We start from the raw sequence: 13,931 nt of genomic DNA on the forward strand, positions 1-13,931 counted from the left end.
CCCGGCAGGGCGCCGCGGCCGTATCGTGTACAGGGCGGGCGCGCCCGCGCGGCGGTCGGCCGACGCGTGAAACGCAGTGTCGTAGTCGTCGGTTCAGGAAGGCGTCAGCCGCCATGGTGGAGATCAAGACCCCGGAGCAGATCGCGAAGATGCGCGAGGCGGGGCTGGTCGTCGCCGCCATCCACGCGGCGACCCGTGAGGTCGCGGTGCCGGGCGCCACGACCAAGGACCTGGACGAGGCGGCACGCAAGGTGCTGGCCGAGCACGGTGCGAAGTCGAACTTCCTGGGGTACGGCGGCTTCCCCGCGACGATCTGCACCTCGGTGAACGATGTCGTGGTGCACGGCATCCCCGACACGGAGACCGTGCTGAGCGACGGCGACCTGATCTCCATCGACTGCGGTGCGATCATCGACGGCTGGCACGGCGACGCGGCGTACACCGCCTTCGTCGGGTCCGGTCACTCCGCGGAGCTGGTCGAGCTCAGCCGGGTGACCGAGGAGTCGATGTGGGCGGGCATCGCGGCGGTCGCCAAGGGCAACCGGCTGGTGGACATCTCCAAGGCCATCGAGGGCTACATCCGCCGCCAGCCGCGGCCGGCCGGCGGTAAGTACGGCATCGTCGAGGACTACGGCGGCCACGGCATCGGATCGCAGATGCACATGGACCCGCACCTGCTGAACTACGTCGACCGCAAGCGCGGCCGGGGCCCCAAGCTGGTGCCCGGTTTCTGCATCGCGATCGAGCCGATGGTCAATCTCGGCACCGCGAAGACGCACGTCCTGGACGACGAGTGGACGGTCAAGACGAACGACGGCAGCTGGTCCTCGCACTGGGAGCACTCGGTCGCGCTGACCGAGAACGGCCCGCTGGTGCTGACCGCGGTGGACGGCGGCAAGGCCAAACTCGCCGAGCTGGGCATCACCACCGCCCCGGACCCGTCCGCAAGGTCTTAATGACCAGGGGATTCCCCATGACCAGGGGATTCCCCCACGCTTAACGATCGCCTTCCGTGGGCAATAATCGTGGATTCGTCTTTTCGTGTGCACTGACGTAGACTGACGCGTCGGCTCTCGTGCATCCGTGTGCCCGCTTTGCGGAGCAGGTGCGGCAGGGGAGTCGATCAAGGTAGCCGATTCGAAAGGCGAAGCGTGGCCAAGAAGCAAGGTGCCATCGAGATCGAGGGCACCGTGATCGAGTCTCTGCCGAACGCGATGTTCAAGGTGGAGCTCCAGAACGGTCACAAGGTCCTCGCGCACATCAGTGGCAAGATGCGGATGCACTACATCCGAATCCTCCCGGATGACCGGGTCGTGGTGGAGCTCTCTCCGTACGACCTGACGCGTGGCCGGATCGTCTACCGCTACAAGTAGATCTTGTCGCCGCCCCGCTCCCGTGGGGTGACGGCACTGACCCGGAGAACCTCACATCCCATGAAGGTCAAGCCGAGCGTCAAGAAGATCTGCGACAAGTGCAAGGTGATCCGCCGTCACGGCCGGGTCATGGTCATCTGCGACAACCTGCGCCACAAGCAGCGCCAGGGCTGACGCACGCCGACCGACCTGCATTTCGCAGTTCTTCGCGCGACGCAAGCACATACGTACATAAGCAGTCACCCGACCCCCGCATCTGTCGCGTGGGGACGACACCCTCGGCTCGGAGGCCGGGGACCCGGCTCGTAATTCTTCAGAGTCTTACGGGAAAGGTGCTGCGGAAGACCTCCGAATAGCCATCAGGAGCCACATCAATGGCACGCCTCGCAGGCGTTGATCTCCCGCGCGAAAAGCGTGTGGAGGTCGCCCTCACCTACGTCTTCGGTATCGGGCGGACGCTGTCCCAGCAGACCCTCGCCGCCACCGGCGTGAACCCGGACACCCGGGTCCGCGACCTGGCCGAGGAAGACCTGGTCAAGATCCGCGAGTACGTGGACAACAACCTCAAGACCGAGGGTGACCTCCGTCGCGAGATCCAGGCCGACATCCGCCGCAAGGTCGAGATCGGCTGCTACCAGGGTCTGCGTCACCGTCGCGGTCTGCCGGTGCACGGTCAGCGCACCAGCACGAACGCCCGTACCCGCAAGGGTCCGCGTCGCGCGATCGCCGGCAAGAAGAAGCCGGGCAAGAAGTAGTCCTCACCGGACGCACTGCGGTGTTCCGGAGGGCGACCTCCAGGTCATCGCAGGTCACCGCGGTCCGAGTAGTAGGACCGACCACCTCCACGGGAGAAATTCATGCCTCCGAAGGGCCGTACGGCCGGCGCCAAGAAGGTGCGCCGCAAGGAGAAGAAGAACGTCGCCCACGGGCACGCTCACATCAAGAGCACGTTCAACAACACCATCGTTTCGATCACCGACCCCACGGGCAACGTGATCTCCTGGGCCTCTGCCGGCCACGTCGGCTTCAAGGGCTCGCGCAAGTCCACCCCCTTCGCCGCGCAGATGGCCGCCGAGTCGGCCGCCCGCCGCGCGCAGGAGCACGGCATGCGCAAGGTCGACGTCTTCGTCAAGGGTCCCGGCTCCGGCCGTGAGACCGCGATCCGCTCCCTCCAGGCCACCGGCCTCGAGGTGGGTTCGATCCAGGACGTCACCCCCACCCCGCACAACGGATGCCGCCCGCCCAAGCGCCGCCGCGTCTGACCAGCTGAAGTAGGAGACAAGACAATATGGCGCGTTACACCGGGGCCGACTGCAAGCGTTGCCGTCGGGAGAAGCAGAAGCTGTTCCTCAAGGGCAGCAAGTGTGAGAGCGCAAAGTGCCCGATCGAGATCCGTCCTTACCCCCCGGGTGAGCACGGACGCGGGCGCACCAAGGACAGCGAGTACCTGCTCCAGCTTCGTGAGAAGCAGAAGTGCAGCCGTATCTACGGTGTCCTTGAGAAGCAGTTCGTGAACTACTACAAGGAAGCGAACCAGAAGTCCGGCAAGACCGGTGAGAACCTTCTGCGCATCCTTGAGACTCGTCTCGACAACGTGGTCTACCGGGCCGGCTTCGCCAAGTCCCGCGACCACGCCCGTCAGCTGGTCCGTCACGGACACATCAACGTGAACGGCCGCAAGACCGACATTCCGTCGGCCCGTGTGGCTGCGAACGACATCATCGAGGTCCGCGAGGGCTCCCGGAACCTGACCCCGTTCGCGGTGGCGCAGGCCGAGGCAGGCGACAAGACCGTTCCGGCGTGGCTGGAAGCGATCCCGTCGAACCTGCGGATCCTCGTGCACTCCCTGCCCGAGCGCCCGGTGATCGACACCCAGGTGCAGGAGCAGCTGATCGTTGAGCTCTACTCCAAGTAGCAGCTCAATGGTCCGGGCGGTACGGAGCCATTGGCGCCGTACCGCCCGTACCCTTATGTAGTACAGAGGGCGTCAAATAGCGGGCGCCCACGACTGAAGGATCGAAACATGCTGATCGCTCAGCGCCCCTCGCTGACCGAAGAGGTCGTCGACGAGTACCGCTCACGGTTCGTGATCGAGCCGCTGGAGCCGGGCTTCGGCTACACCCTCGGCAACTCCCTGCGTCGTACGCTCCTCTCCTCGATTCCGGGTGCGGCGGTCACGTCCATCCGCATCGACGGTGTCCTGCACGAGTTCACCACCGTGCCGGGCGTCAAGGAGGACGTCACCGACCTCATCCTCAACATCAAGCAGCTGGTCGTCTCCTCGGAGCACGACGAGCCGGTCGTGATGTACCTGCGCAAGCAGGGTCCCGGCCTGGTCACCGCTGCCGACATCGCGCCCCCGGCCGGTGTCGAGGTGCACAACCCGGACCTGGTCCTCGCCACGCTCAACGGCAAGGGCAAGCTGGAGATGGAGCTGACCGTCGAGCGCGGTCGCGGCTATGTCTCCGCCGTCCAGAACAAGCAGGTGGGCCAGGAGATCGGCCGGATCCCGGTCGACTCCATCTACTCGCCGGTGCTCAAGGTCACCTACAAGGTCGAGGCGACCCGTGTCGAGCAGCGCACCGACTTCGACAAGCTGATCGTCGACGTCGAGACCAAGCAGGCCATGCGTCCGCGCGACGCCATGGCGTCGGCCGGTAAGACCCTGGTCGAGCTGTTCGGTCTGGCGCGCGAGCTCAACATCGACGCCGAGGGCATCGACATGGGCCCCTCGCCCACGGACGCCGCCCTGGCCGCCGACCTGGCGCTGCCGATCGAGGAGCTGGAGCTCACCGTTCGGTCGTACAACTGCCTCAAGCGCGAGGGCATCCACTCGGTGGGCGAGCTCGTCGCCCGCTCCGAGGCGGACCTGCTCGACATCCGCAACTTCGGTGCGAAGTCGATCGACGAGGTCAAGGCGAAGCTGGCCGGTATGGGCCTGGCGCTCAAGGACAGCCCGCCCGGATTCGACCCGACCGCCGCCGCCGACGCCTTCGGCGCCGACGACGACGCGGACGCCGGGTTCGTGGAGACCGAGCAGTACTGAGCCGCGGGCTCGTGAATCTTCCGCGGGGCGGCCGCCTCGCGGGAACTGACACCGGTACCTGATACGGCCGGTGCAGCAATGAAGGAGAAACACATGCCGAAGCCCGCCAAGGGTGCTCGTCTGGGTGGCGGCGCCGCCCACGAGCGGCTCATGCTGCGCAACCTGGCCACCGCTCTCTTCGAGCACGGTCGCATCAAGACGACCGAGGCCAAGGCGCGCCGGCTGCGCCCCTACGCCGAGCGTCTGGTGACCAAGGCGAAGAAGGGCGACCTGCACAACCGCCGTCAGGTCATGCAGCTGATCTCGGACAAGAGCGTCGTGCACACGCTCTTCACCGAGATCGGTCCGCGGTTCGAGAACCGCCCGGGTGGCTACACCCGGATCACCAAGATCGGTAACCGCCGTGGCGACAACGCTCCCATGGCCGTCATCGAGCTGGTGGAGGCCCTGACCGTGGCCCAGCAGGCCACCGGTGAGGCCGAGGCCGCCACCAAGCGTGCGGTCAAGGAAGACGCGCTGAAGAAGGACGAGGCCGTTGCGGCCAAGGCCGACGAGGCGCCGGCCGAGGAGTCCAAGGACGCCTGAGGCTGACTGTGTCGCGGACGGGTCCGTTTCCTTTCGGGGGAGCGGGCCCGTTCCGTTTGTCCGGGCGGGTCGGCAGGTTGGCAGGTAGTAGATGTGTGGCGTGCGGGGTGTGAGAGGAGTGCGGTGTGAGTGATGAGGTGGAGCCCGGATACGTCCGGGTGCGGCTGGATCTTTCGTATGACGGGAAGGACTTCTCCGGCTGGGCGAAGCAGCGCGAACGGCGCACCGTCCAGGGGGAGTTGGAGACCGCGCTGCGGACCGTGACCCGGTCACAGGAGACGTACGAGCTGACCGTCGCGGGGCGGACGGACGCCGGGGTGCACGCACGCGGCCAGGTGGCGCATGTGGACCTGCCGCAGGCGGTGTGGGCCGAGCACGGTGAGCATCTGCGGCGCCGGCTGGCCGGGCGGCTGCCCAAGGACATCCGGGTGTGGCGGGTCGCGGAGGCGCCGTACGGGTTCAACGCGCGGTTCTCGGCCATCTGGCGCCGGTACGCGTACCGGGTGAGCGATCACCCCGGGGGCGTGGACCCGCTGCTGCGCGGCCATGTGCTGTGGCACGACTGGGCACTGGACGTCGCGGCGATGAACGCGGCGTCCCGGGCGCTGCTGGGGGAGCACGACTTCGCGGCGTACTGCAAACGGCGCGAGGGTGCCACGACGATCCGCACGCTCCAGGAGCTGAGCTGGGTGCGGGACGCGGACGGGATCGTGACGGCGACGGTGCGGGCGGACGCGTTCTGTCACAACATGGTGCGGTCGCTGGTGGGCGCGCTGCTGTTCGTCGGGGACGGGCACCGGCCGGTGGAGTGGGCCGGGAAGGTCCTGGCGGCGGGGGTGCGGGACTCGGCGGTGCACGTGGTGCGGCCGCACGGGCTGACGCTGGAGGAGGTCGGCTATCCGGCCGACGAGCTGCTGATGGCGCGCAACCAGGAGGCGCGGAACAAGCGGACGCTGCCGGGGCGCGGCTGCTGCTGAGGCGGGCGCGGGGCCCCGGCAGCCGGGAGTGCTCCCCGGCGGGCCCGGGGCCCGGCCCTCGCCGTCAGGACTGCGACTTGAGCTGCTCTTCCGCGGCCTTCGCGGCCTGGTCCTTGCCGCGCTGGGTGATCCGGGTGAAGGCGTACGAGGCGCCGTCCCGGCCGATCTGCTGGGCCAGGGTCTCGGACTCGGTGACGGCCTTGCCGTCGGTGTAGCCGGAGATCGTGAAGTAGGCGTAGCGGCCGGTGGCGTTGGTGGTCGTACGGCAGCGGGTGCCCTGGCAGAAGGCGGCCGGCACCCCGCCACCGACCAGCGGGGCGAGATTGGGCTTGGTCTGGTCCCTGACCTTGGCGGCCTTGGCCGGGGTGGGGAAGACCGCGACGCCGACGGTGACCGCGACGCCGTCCTTGGCGTAGGTGGCGCGCAGCACCTGCGTGCAGCCGTTGCCGGCGAGCAGGGAGCCGAGCGCGCCCTGGGCGGCGGCGGTGCAGTCCGTGGTGGCGGAGGCCGTCGCGCGCGGGTAGCTGTGCTCGCCGACGATCATGTTCTCGTCGGGGAAGAGGGTGGCGGGGGTGAGCGGCGCGGTGTCCTTCGCCGGGTCGGAGATGTAGTCCCGGGGGTCCGGCGGGGGCGGCACCGAGACATCCGGGAAGGACGGCTTGGCGGTCGGTTCCTTGGGCAGGTCGGGGGCCGCGGGCAGGGCGGTCGCCTTGCTGTCCTTGCCGCTGGTGATGACGGCGGTGGCGACGATGGCGGCGACCGCGAGCGCCGCGAGGGCGCCGCCTCCGATCAGCAGCCAGCGCCTGCGCCGGGAGCGTGTCGCGCTCTCGTCGGCGAGTGCGTCCCAGTCCGGCGTGGATCCCCCTGGACCGCCGAACGGCCCCCCTTGCCCAAAGCTCATGGCGCGCATCTTAATGCGCTTGGCCGAAAGGGTGCCGGGCGGTGACAATCCAGACCATGGGACATGTGGAGGCCGGGCATCTGGAGTACTACCTGCCGGACGGGCGGGTCCTGCTGGGGGACGTGTCCTTCCGGGTGGGCGAGGGCGCGTCGGTGGCGCTGGTGGGGGCCAACGGCGCCGGCAAGACGACGCTGCTGCGGCTGATCGCGGGGGAGCTGCAGCCGCACGGGGGGTCGGTGACGGTCAGCGGGGGGCTGGGCGTGATGCCGCAGTTCGTCGGTTCGGTGCGCGATGAGCGGACCGTGCGTGACCTGCTGGTCTCCGTGGCGTCGCCGCGGATCCGGACGGCGGCCGCGGCGGTGGACGCCGCGGAGCTGGCGATCATGACCTCGGACGACGAGGCCGCGCAGATGGCGTACGCGCAGGCGCTCAGTGACTGGGCGGAGGCGCGCGGCTACGAGGCCGAGACGGTCTGGGACATGTGCACGATGGCCGCCCTCGGCATCCCGTACGAGAAGGCGCAGTGGCGCCAGGTGCGCACGCTCTCCGGCGGTGAGCAGAAGCGGCTGGTGCTGGAGTCGCTGCTGCGCGGTGCGGACGAGGTGCTGCTGCTGGACGAGCCGGACAACTATCTGGACGTGCCGGGCAAGCGGTGGCTGGAGGACCGGCTCCGCGAGACGAAGAAGACGGTGCTGTTCGTCAGCCACGACCGGGAGCTGCTGGCCCGCGCCGCGGAGAAGATCGTCAGCGTCGAGACGAGCCCCACGGGCTCCGAGGTCTGGGTGCACGGCGGCGGTTTCGCGACGTATCACGCGGCGCGCAAGGAGCGGTTCGCGCGCTTCGAGGAGCTGCGGCGGCGCTGGGACGAGAAGCACGCGCAGCTCAAGCGGCTGGTGCTGGACATGCAGCAGTACGCGGCGCGCAGCGATGTGATGGCCTCGCGCTATCAGGCGGCGCAGACCCGGCTGCGCAAGTTCCAGGAGATCGGCCCGCCGCCGGAGCCGCCGCGCGAGCAGGAGATCACGATGCGGCTGCACGGCGGCCGGACCGGCGTGCGCGCGATCACCTGTGAGGGCCTGACGCTGACCGGGCTGATGCAGCCGTTCGACCTGGAGGTCTTCTACGGCGAGCGGGTGGCCGTGCTGGGCTCCAACGGCTCCGGCAAATCGCACTTCCTGCGGCTGCTGGCCGGGGAGGACGTGGCGCACACGGGCGGGTGGAAGCTGGGCGCCCGCGTCGTCCCGGGCCATTTCGCGCAGACGCACGCCCATCCCGAGCTGGAGGGGCGCACGCTGCTGGAGATCCTGTGGACCGAGCACGCCAAGGACCGCGGCAGGGCGATGAGCGCGCTGCGCCGATATGAGCTGGAGCGCCAGGCCGAGCAGCGCTTCGAGCGGCTCTCCGGCGGTCAGCAGGCGCGCTTCCAGATCCTGCTGCTGGAGCTGTCGGGCACCACGGCGCTGCTGCTGGACGAGCCGACGGACAACCTGGACCTGGAGTCGGCGGAGGCGCTGCAGGAGGGGCTGGAGGCGTACGAGGGGACGGTGCTGGCCGTGACGCACGACCGGTGGTTCGCCCGCTCCTTCGACCGCTATCTGGTCTTCGGGCAGGACGGCCGGGTGCGGGAGACGCCGGAGCCGGTCTGGGACGAGCGCCGGGTGGCGCGGAAGCGGTAGCCGGGGCGGCCGGGCGAGGGGGTGGCGCGGCCGTGCTCGTACGGGGGTTCGGGGCGCGTTTTGACCCGGCCGGGGGCGGGCCGGTATTCTGCCAGTTCGTTATGCGTATTGGCTTGCTCTATCTCACGTGAGGGGCCCTTACGCCGGTCCACCAGGCCGATGACCAGCGGCGTTCGATCGGGTTGCGTCACCCGTAGTACCGCCACAGCTGGTGTGATCGACCGTGGTGACCAGTACAGGACCCGTCCTCCCGGCCCTCGCGGGCTCGGGGAGACCCCATCACTGAAGAAGCGAAGGCTACGACCGTGCGTACGTTCAGCCCCAAGCCCGGCGATGTCCAGCGCCAGTGGCACATCATTGACGCGCAGGACGTTGTCCTGGGCCGTCTGGCCTCCCAGGCCGCGTCCCTCCTGAGGGGCAAGCACAAGCCGGTGTACGCGCCGCACGTTGACATGGGTGACTTCGTCATCATCGTCAACGCCGAGAAGGTGCACCTGTCCGGCAACAAGCGGAGCCAGAAGATGGCCTACCGCCACTCCGGTTTCCCGGGTGGCCTGCGCTCCGTCCGCTATGACGAGCTGCTTGAGAAGAACCCCGAGAAGGCCGTCGAGAAGGCCATCAAGGGCATGATCCCCAAGAACACCCTCGGCCGTCAGATGCTCTCGAAGCTGAAGGTCTACGCGGGCGCCGAGCACCCGCACGCTGCGCAGCAGCCGGTCCCGTTCGAGATCACCCAGGTCGCGCAGTAAGTCCGGCCACCCCCTAAGACGAAAAGAATCTGAGGAGCATCGTGGCCGAGACCACCCCTGAGACCCCCGTCCTCGACGAAGAGACGGCCGTCGAGGAGTACACCACCGAGACCGAGGTCGTCGAGTCGGAGTACACCTCCGAGTCCCTCGCCTCCCGTTTCGGCGACCCCCAGCCGGCCGCCGGCCTGGGCCGTCGCAAGAACGCCATCGCCCGCGTCCGGATCGTTCCGGGCACCGGTCAGTGGAAGATCAACGGTCGCACCCTTGAGGGCTACTTCCCCAACAAGGTGCACCAGCAGGAAGTCAACGAGCCCTTCAAGGTGCTGGAGCTCGACAACCGCTACGACGTCGTCGCCCGGATCTCCGGTGGCGGCATCTCCGGCCAGGCCGGTGCGCTGCGTCTGGGCGTCGCCCGTGCGCTGAACGAGGCGGACGTCGACAACAACCGCGCCCCGCTGAAGAAGGCCGGCTTCCTCAAGCGCGACGACCGTGCGGTCGAGCGCAAGAAGGCCGGTCTCAAGAAGGCCCGCAAGGCGCCCCAGTACAGCAAGCGCTAATCGCGCTCGCTGCGACGGCAGCTCTTGGCGAACGCCCCGGTGGCACTTCCGTGCTGCCGGGGCGTTCGGCTATCCGCGACCAGGGGCGTATACCTGGACTTCAGGTTCTGGTCCAAGCTCATCTACTCGGAGGACACCAGTGGGACGACTCTTCGGCACGGACGGTGTGCGCGGTGTCGCCAATGCGGATCTGACGGCGGAGCTCGCGCTCGGTCTGTCGGTCGCTGCGGCGCATGTGCTCGCCGAAGCGGGCACCTTCGAAGGTCACCGGCCGGTGGCGGTGGTCGGACGCGATCCGCGTGCGTCGGGAGAGTTCCTGGAAGCCGCCGTCGTCGCGGGGCTGGCCAGCGCCGGCGTGGACGTGCTGCGGGTGGGCGTGCTGCCGACCCCGGCCGTCGCGTATCTGACCGGATCGCTCGGCGCGGACCTCGGCGTGATGCTCTCCGCCAGCCACAACCCGATGCCCGACAACGGCATCAAGTTCTTCGCCCGCGGCGGCCACAAGCTCGCCGACGAGCTGGAGGACCGTATCGAGAAGACCTACCGTTCGCACCGCACCGGTGAGCCGTGGGAGCGGCCGACCGGCGCCGGGGTGGGCCGGGTGACGGTGTACGACGAGGGCTTCGACAACTACGTCGCGCACCTGATCGGCGTGCTGCCCAACCGCCTGGACGGGCTGAAGATCGTCATCGACGGTGCGCACGGCGCGGCGGCGCGGGTCTCGCCCGAGGCGTTCGCGCGGGCCGGCGCCGAGGTCATCCCCATCGGCACCGAGCCCGACGGCCTGAACATCAACGACGGCTGCGGCTCCACCCATCTGCGGCTGCTGCGCGAGGCCGTCGTCGAGCACGGCGCCGACCTGGGTGTGGCGCACGACGGTGACGCGGACCGCTGCCTGGCCGTGGACGGTGCGGGCAACGAGATCGACGGCGACCAGATCCTGGCCGTCCTCGCGCTCGGTATGCGCGAGGCCGGTGTGCTGCGCAAGAACACCGTCGTCGCCACCGTCATGTCCAACCTGGGCTTCAAGCTGGCCATGGAGCGCGAGGGCATCGAGTTCGTGCAGACCGGGGTCGGCGACCGCTACGTCCTGGAGGAGATGAAGGCGGGCGGCTTCGCGCTGGGCGGTGAGCAGTCCGGGCACGTCATCGTGCTGGACCACGCCACGACCGGTGACGGCACGCTGACCGGTCTGATGCTGGCCGCCCGGGTCGCGGCCACCGGCCGGTCCCTCGGGGAGCTGGCGGGCGTCATGGAGCGGCTGCCGCAGATCCTCATCAACGTCCCGGACGTCGACAAGTCGCGGGTGGCCACCTCGCCCGAGCTGACCACCGCGGTCGCCGAGGCGGAGCGGGAGCTGGGTGCGACCGGTCGGGTGCTGCTCCGTCCGTCCGGCACCGAGCCGCTCGTACGGGTGATGGTCGAGGCCGCGGACATCGAGCAGGCGCGGGCCGTCGCGGGGCGGCTCGCGGACGCGGTGAAGTCGGCGCTCGGCTGACCGGACGGCGCCGGGTCCGCCCGGTGCGGGACGGGGCGCCGGACGGTTGCCTCGCGGGCGGGTTCGTGGCCATTACGGCCGGGAACCCGCCCGTTTCGCGTTGGCGGGCCGGGGCGCGCGCCGCACCGGCGCCGTACGAATACCGGCCGGCGGGCCGGAGTTCAGAGCTTGCGCAGGGACAGCCGCTGCACTTTGTGGTCGCCGCTCTTGCGCAGCACCAGGTTGGCGCGGCTGCGGGTGGGCGCGACATTCTGCTGGAGATTGGGCTTGTTGACGGTGCGCCAGATCATCCGGGCGTACTCCAGCGCCTCCTCCTCGGAGACCTGGGTGTACTTGCGGAAGTACGAGAACGGGTTCTGGAAGGCGGTCTCGCGCAGTTTGCGGAACCGGCCGAGGTACCACCGCTCGATGTCCTCGGTGCGCGCGTCGACGTAGACGGAGAAGTCGAAGAAGTCGGCCAGGCCCAGGCGGGTGCGGCCGTCCTTGCCGGGCAGCGCCGGCTGGAGGACGTTCAGGCCCTCGACGATGAGGATGTCCGGGCGGTGCACGGTCAGCCGTTCGCCGGGCACGATGTCGTAGATCAGATGTGAGTAAACCGGGGCGGTGACCTCGGCCTTGCCGGACTTCACATCGGCGACGAAGCGGGTCAGCGCCCGGCGGTCGTAGGACTCCGGGAAGCCCTTACGGGACATCAGACCGCGCTCTTGCAGCTCGGCGTTGGGAAAGAGGAACCCGTCGGTGGTGACCAGCTCCACGCGCGGGTGCTCGGGCCAGCGGGCCAGCAGCGCCTGGAGGAGCCGGGCGGCGGTGGACTTGCCGACCGCGACGCTGCCCGCGACCCCTATGACGAACGGGGTGCCGGGCTGTGCGCCGTGGCCGCCGCCCGCGTCGCCGAGGAAGGTGTTCAGCGCGCCGCGCAGATTGCTGGTGGCGCCGACGTAGAGGTTGAGCAGGCGGGAGAGCGGGAGGTAGACGTCGCGCACCTCGTCGAGGTCGATGACGTCGCCGAGACCGCGCAGCTTCTCGACCTCCGCAGCGGTCAGCGGCAGCGGGGTCTTCTCGCGCAGGGCGCTCCACTCCGCACGCGTCAGATCGACGTACGGGGAGCTGTCGGCGCGGCGTCGTTGCTGCGGCTCTGTCGTGAGGGGCACGCGCCCATTGTGCGCAGGCGCGTCGCGCGGTTCATATCGGGGTGGTCCCTGTGCGGGGCGCGGGTTCCCGTACGCCGCGCCGGGGGCGCGGGCCGGGGCGTACGCCGTCCGGCGTGTCCGTAACCGGTGTACCCGGCGGCTGCTCGCCGGTACGGTCGGCAGCGGGGACGGCGCCCGTACGGGCCGTATGAAGCGACGGCGCCGGGTACGGGCCGGATAGGCAACATGACGAATATGGGGGTGGGCGTGCGACCGCGCCTGTCAGGGCTGCTGCGCAAGGCGGCCCGCGGGAGGAACCGGTCCCCGGGCGACGGCCCGGGGGCGGAGGGGACGAGGAAGACGGCCGGGGACGCGGCGACGGACGCGCCGGCGGCCCGGATCCACGCCGAGCTGGCCGAGGAACTCCCCGACGAGGACCTGGGGGAGGACCTCGCCGACTTCCTGGAGCACTACGAACCGGGCAGCCGGCCCGGCGTGGACGAGGACGAGGAGGCGGAGCTCCTGGAGACGGTACGGGGGGCACTCGACCGGATCGAGCGGGGGCGCTGAGGGGGCGTGGACGGGGCGGGGCGTGGACGGGGGCGGGTGTCGCGGCCGAGCGCCGGTGACCTCCGGCCATCGCGGATGACCCGTGGTCACCGCCGTCATCCGGAAGCCATCGCCGTCGCCGTCAACCGCTGACCGCGGACCGTAGATCGCTGGCCGCTGGCCGCTGAGCGCCGACCACTGGCCGCCGTCCGCTGATGGCCGAGCGCCGCCCGCTGGCCGCCGCCCGCTGACTGCCGAGCCTCGCCCGCCGCCCGCCGCCCGTCACATCCGCTGCCGGATCAGGTCCTCCAGGGACCCCTGCGGCAGTTCGCCCGCCGGGGTGAGCTTGTCGACCGCGGGCGGGAGCGTCGCGGCGATCCGGTCGGCGGCCTCCTCCGGGGAGACGCCGGCCTGCTGGGCGACGTGGTCGAGTGCCTGATAGGGCAGGGCCTGCGCGATCTCGGGACCGCTGATGGGCCGGTTCGCGCCCGTCCCCACCCAGGATTGGACCTGGTCGGCCATACCGCCTTCCCGCAGCTCGGCGAGGAGCCCGTCCAGCGGATTCCCGCCGCCACCGGTGGTCCCGGTGCCCCCGACCGCGTCGAGCAGCGTCCCGAGCAGCCGGCCCGAGCCGTCGCCGAGCAGTGCGTCGAGCAGACCGCCCAGGTCATTGCCTGCCATGGGTATCGCCTTTCCTGGAACGGGACGGTGACACCGAAGCCCTACCCCGCGCGTCCGGGCCCGGCGGGAGGGGGTGCGCAGGTTCACCCGTACGCCGCCGCGGGGAGTACGGGCCCGCACCGCGGCACGTCCGGCTCGGCCCGCCGGGCTCGGCCGCCGCCCGTGGACCCGTCCCCCGCGCCGCGGCCGAGCCCATGGCGGAGCCCCGT

17 protein-coding genes are annotated in these 13,931 nt (G+C 69.9%); 14 read left to right on the forward strand and 3 right to left on the reverse strand.

The window, feature by feature from the left end; translation table 11 throughout:
• Positions 1–113: 113 nt before the first annotated feature.
• The 9 genes from map (at position 114) to truA (ending at position 5,981) form a co-directional block, all read left to right on the forward strand.
• The gene (gene map / locus IH09_RS24475) at positions 114–956 is read left to right on the forward strand and encodes a type I methionyl aminopeptidase (RefSeq protein WP_052859633.1); all 843 of its coding nucleotides are present in this window, start codon (positions 114–116) and stop codon (positions 954–956) included.
• A gap of 195 nt (positions 957–1,151) precedes the next feature.
• Complete coding sequence (gene infA, locus IH09_RS24480; protein WP_003956442.1) at positions 1,152–1,373, forward strand: translation initiation factor IF-1; 222 nt, start codon at positions 1,152–1,154, stop codon at positions 1,371–1,373.
• Between the two features lie 60 nt (positions 1,374–1,433).
• The gene (gene rpmJ, locus IH09_RS24485; protein WP_003956441.1) at positions 1,434–1,547 is read left to right on the forward strand and encodes a 50S ribosomal protein L36; all 114 of its coding nucleotides are present in this window, start codon (positions 1,434–1,436) and stop codon (positions 1,545–1,547) included.
• 200 nt (positions 1,548–1,747) lie between these two features.
• Entirely contained in the window at positions 1,748–2,128 is a 381-nt protein-coding gene (gene rpsM / locus IH09_RS24490; protein WP_006604894.1) for a 30S ribosomal protein S13, read from the forward strand.
• Positions 2,129–2,230: 102 nt separating this feature from the next.
• Positions 2,231–2,635, forward strand: a complete 405-nt coding sequence (gene rpsK, locus IH09_RS24495) for a 30S ribosomal protein S11 (protein WP_004571845.1) — start codon at positions 2,231–2,233, stop codon at positions 2,633–2,635.
• A gap of 26 nt (positions 2,636–2,661) precedes the next feature.
• Positions 2,662–3,288, forward strand: coding sequence for a 30S ribosomal protein S4 (gene rpsD, locus IH09_RS24500; protein ID WP_052859634.1), 627 nt, complete (start codon positions 2,662–2,664; stop codon positions 3,286–3,288).
• A 108-nt stretch (positions 3,289–3,396) separates the two neighbouring features.
• Positions 3,397–4,419: a DNA-directed RNA polymerase subunit alpha gene (locus IH09_RS24505; protein ID WP_003956430.1), complete on the forward strand. Its 1,023-nt coding sequence runs from the start codon at positions 3,397–3,399 to the stop codon at positions 4,417–4,419.
• Between the two features lie 93 nt (positions 4,420–4,512).
• Positions 4,513–5,004: a 50S ribosomal protein L17 gene (rplQ, locus tag IH09_RS24510; protein ID WP_052859635.1), complete on the forward strand. Its 492-nt coding sequence runs from the start codon at positions 4,513–4,515 to the stop codon at positions 5,002–5,004.
• A gap of 125 nt (positions 5,005–5,129) precedes the next feature.
• Complete coding sequence (truA, locus tag IH09_RS24515) at positions 5,130–5,981, forward strand: tRNA pseudouridine(38-40) synthase TruA (RefSeq protein ID WP_052859636.1); 852 nt, start codon at positions 5,130–5,132, stop codon at positions 5,979–5,981.
• A 64-nt stretch (positions 5,982–6,045) separates the two neighbouring features.
• On the opposite strand, the gene IH09_RS24520 is transcribed toward truA, so the two are convergent.
• Positions 6,046–6,882, reverse strand: a complete 837-nt coding sequence (locus IH09_RS24520) for a hypothetical protein (protein ID WP_052859637.1) — start codon at positions 6,880–6,882, stop codon at positions 6,046–6,048.
• Between the two features lie 56 nt (positions 6,883–6,938).
• Here IH09_RS24520 and IH09_RS24525 point away from each other — a divergent pair, with 56 nt between their 5' ends.
• From IH09_RS24525 to glmM, 4 genes are all read left to right on the forward strand, one after another.
• Positions 6,939–8,558, forward strand: coding sequence for an ABC-F family ATP-binding cassette domain-containing protein (locus tag IH09_RS24525; RefSeq protein WP_052859638.1), 1,620 nt, complete (start codon positions 6,939–6,941; stop codon positions 8,556–8,558).
• Positions 8,559–8,863: 305 nt separating this feature from the next.
• Positions 8,864–9,307, forward strand: a complete 444-nt coding sequence (gene rplM, locus IH09_RS24530; RefSeq protein ID WP_052859639.1) for a 50S ribosomal protein L13 — start codon at positions 8,864–8,866, stop codon at positions 9,305–9,307.
• 41 nt (positions 9,308–9,348) lie between these two features.
• Entirely contained in the window at positions 9,349–9,864 is a 516-nt protein-coding gene (gene rpsI / locus IH09_RS24535) for a 30S ribosomal protein S9 (protein WP_052859640.1), read from the forward strand.
• 139 nt (positions 9,865–10,003) lie between these two features.
• A complete protein-coding gene (gene glmM / locus IH09_RS24540; RefSeq protein ID WP_052859641.1) occupies positions 10,004–11,362 on the forward strand; it encodes a phosphoglucosamine mutase in 1,359 nt (452 codons plus the stop codon).
• Positions 11,363–11,523: 161 nt separating this feature from the next.
• Here the strand turns inward: glmM and coaA are convergent, their stop codons facing one another.
• Positions 11,524–12,513 (reverse strand): type I pantothenate kinase, encoded by a 990-nt coding sequence (gene coaA / locus IH09_RS24545; RefSeq protein ID WP_052859642.1) that lies wholly within the window; start codon positions 12,511–12,513, stop codon positions 11,524–11,526.
• A 225-nt stretch (positions 12,514–12,738) separates the two neighbouring features.
• On the opposite strand from coaA, the gene IH09_RS24550 reads away from it, so the two are divergent.
• On the forward strand, positions 12,739–13,062 hold the full coding sequence (locus IH09_RS24550) for a hypothetical protein (protein ID WP_052859643.1): 324 nt from the start codon (positions 12,739–12,741) through the stop codon (positions 13,060–13,062).
• 261 nt (positions 13,063–13,323) lie between these two features.
• Here IH09_RS24550 and IH09_RS24555 read toward each other — a convergent pair whose 3' ends face one another.
• Positions 13,324–13,722 (reverse strand): YidB family protein, encoded by a 399-nt coding sequence (locus IH09_RS24555; RefSeq protein ID WP_052859644.1) that lies wholly within the window; start codon positions 13,720–13,722, stop codon positions 13,324–13,326.
• Positions 13,723–13,931: the final 209 nt, after the last annotated feature.

The sequence above is a fragment of the Streptomyces celluloflavus genome (assembly GCA_000720995.1).
In the GTDB taxonomy this organism is placed as follows: Bacteria; Actinomycetota; Actinomycetes; order Streptomycetales; family Streptomycetaceae; genus Streptomyces; species Streptomyces celluloflavus.

What these genes read in the sequence shown, in the direction of transcription:
- map (WP_052859633.1), top strand. Translation starts at nt 114, where the DNA reads ATGGTGGAGATCAAGACCCCGGAGCAGATCGCGAAGATGCGCGAGGCG.
- rpmJ (WP_003956441.1), top strand. Translation starts at nt 1,434, where the DNA reads ATGAAGGTCAAGCCGAGCGTCAAGAAGATCTGCGACAAGTGCAAGGTG.
- rpsM (WP_006604894.1), top strand. Translation starts at nt 1,748, where the DNA reads ATGGCACGCCTCGCAGGCGTTGATCTCCCGCGCGAAAAGCGTGTGGAG.
- rpsK (WP_004571845.1), top strand. Translation starts at nt 2,231, where the DNA reads ATGCCTCCGAAGGGCCGTACGGCCGGCGCCAAGAAGGTGCGCCGCAAG.
- rpsD (WP_052859634.1), top strand. Translation starts at nt 2,662, where the DNA reads ATGGCGCGTTACACCGGGGCCGACTGCAAGCGTTGCCGTCGGGAGAAG.
- IH09_RS24505 (WP_003956430.1), top strand. Translation starts at nt 3,397, where the DNA reads ATGCTGATCGCTCAGCGCCCCTCGCTGACCGAAGAGGTCGTCGACGAG.
- rplQ (WP_052859635.1), top strand. Translation starts at nt 4,513, where the DNA reads ATGCCGAAGCCCGCCAAGGGTGCTCGTCTGGGTGGCGGCGCCGCCCAC.
- IH09_RS24520 (WP_052859637.1), bottom strand. Translation starts at nt 6,882, where the DNA reads ATGAGCTTTGGGCAAGGGGGGCCGTTCGGCGGTCCAGGGGGATCCACG.
- IH09_RS24525 (WP_052859638.1), top strand. Translation starts at nt 6,939, where the DNA reads ATGGGACATGTGGAGGCCGGGCATCTGGAGTACTACCTGCCGGACGGG.
- IH09_RS24550 (WP_052859643.1), top strand. Translation starts at nt 12,739, where the DNA reads ATGACGAATATGGGGGTGGGCGTGCGACCGCGCCTGTCAGGGCTGCTG.
- IH09_RS24555 (WP_052859644.1), bottom strand. Translation starts at nt 13,722, where the DNA reads ATGGCAGGCAATGACCTGGGCGGTCTGCTCGACGCACTGCTCGGCGAC.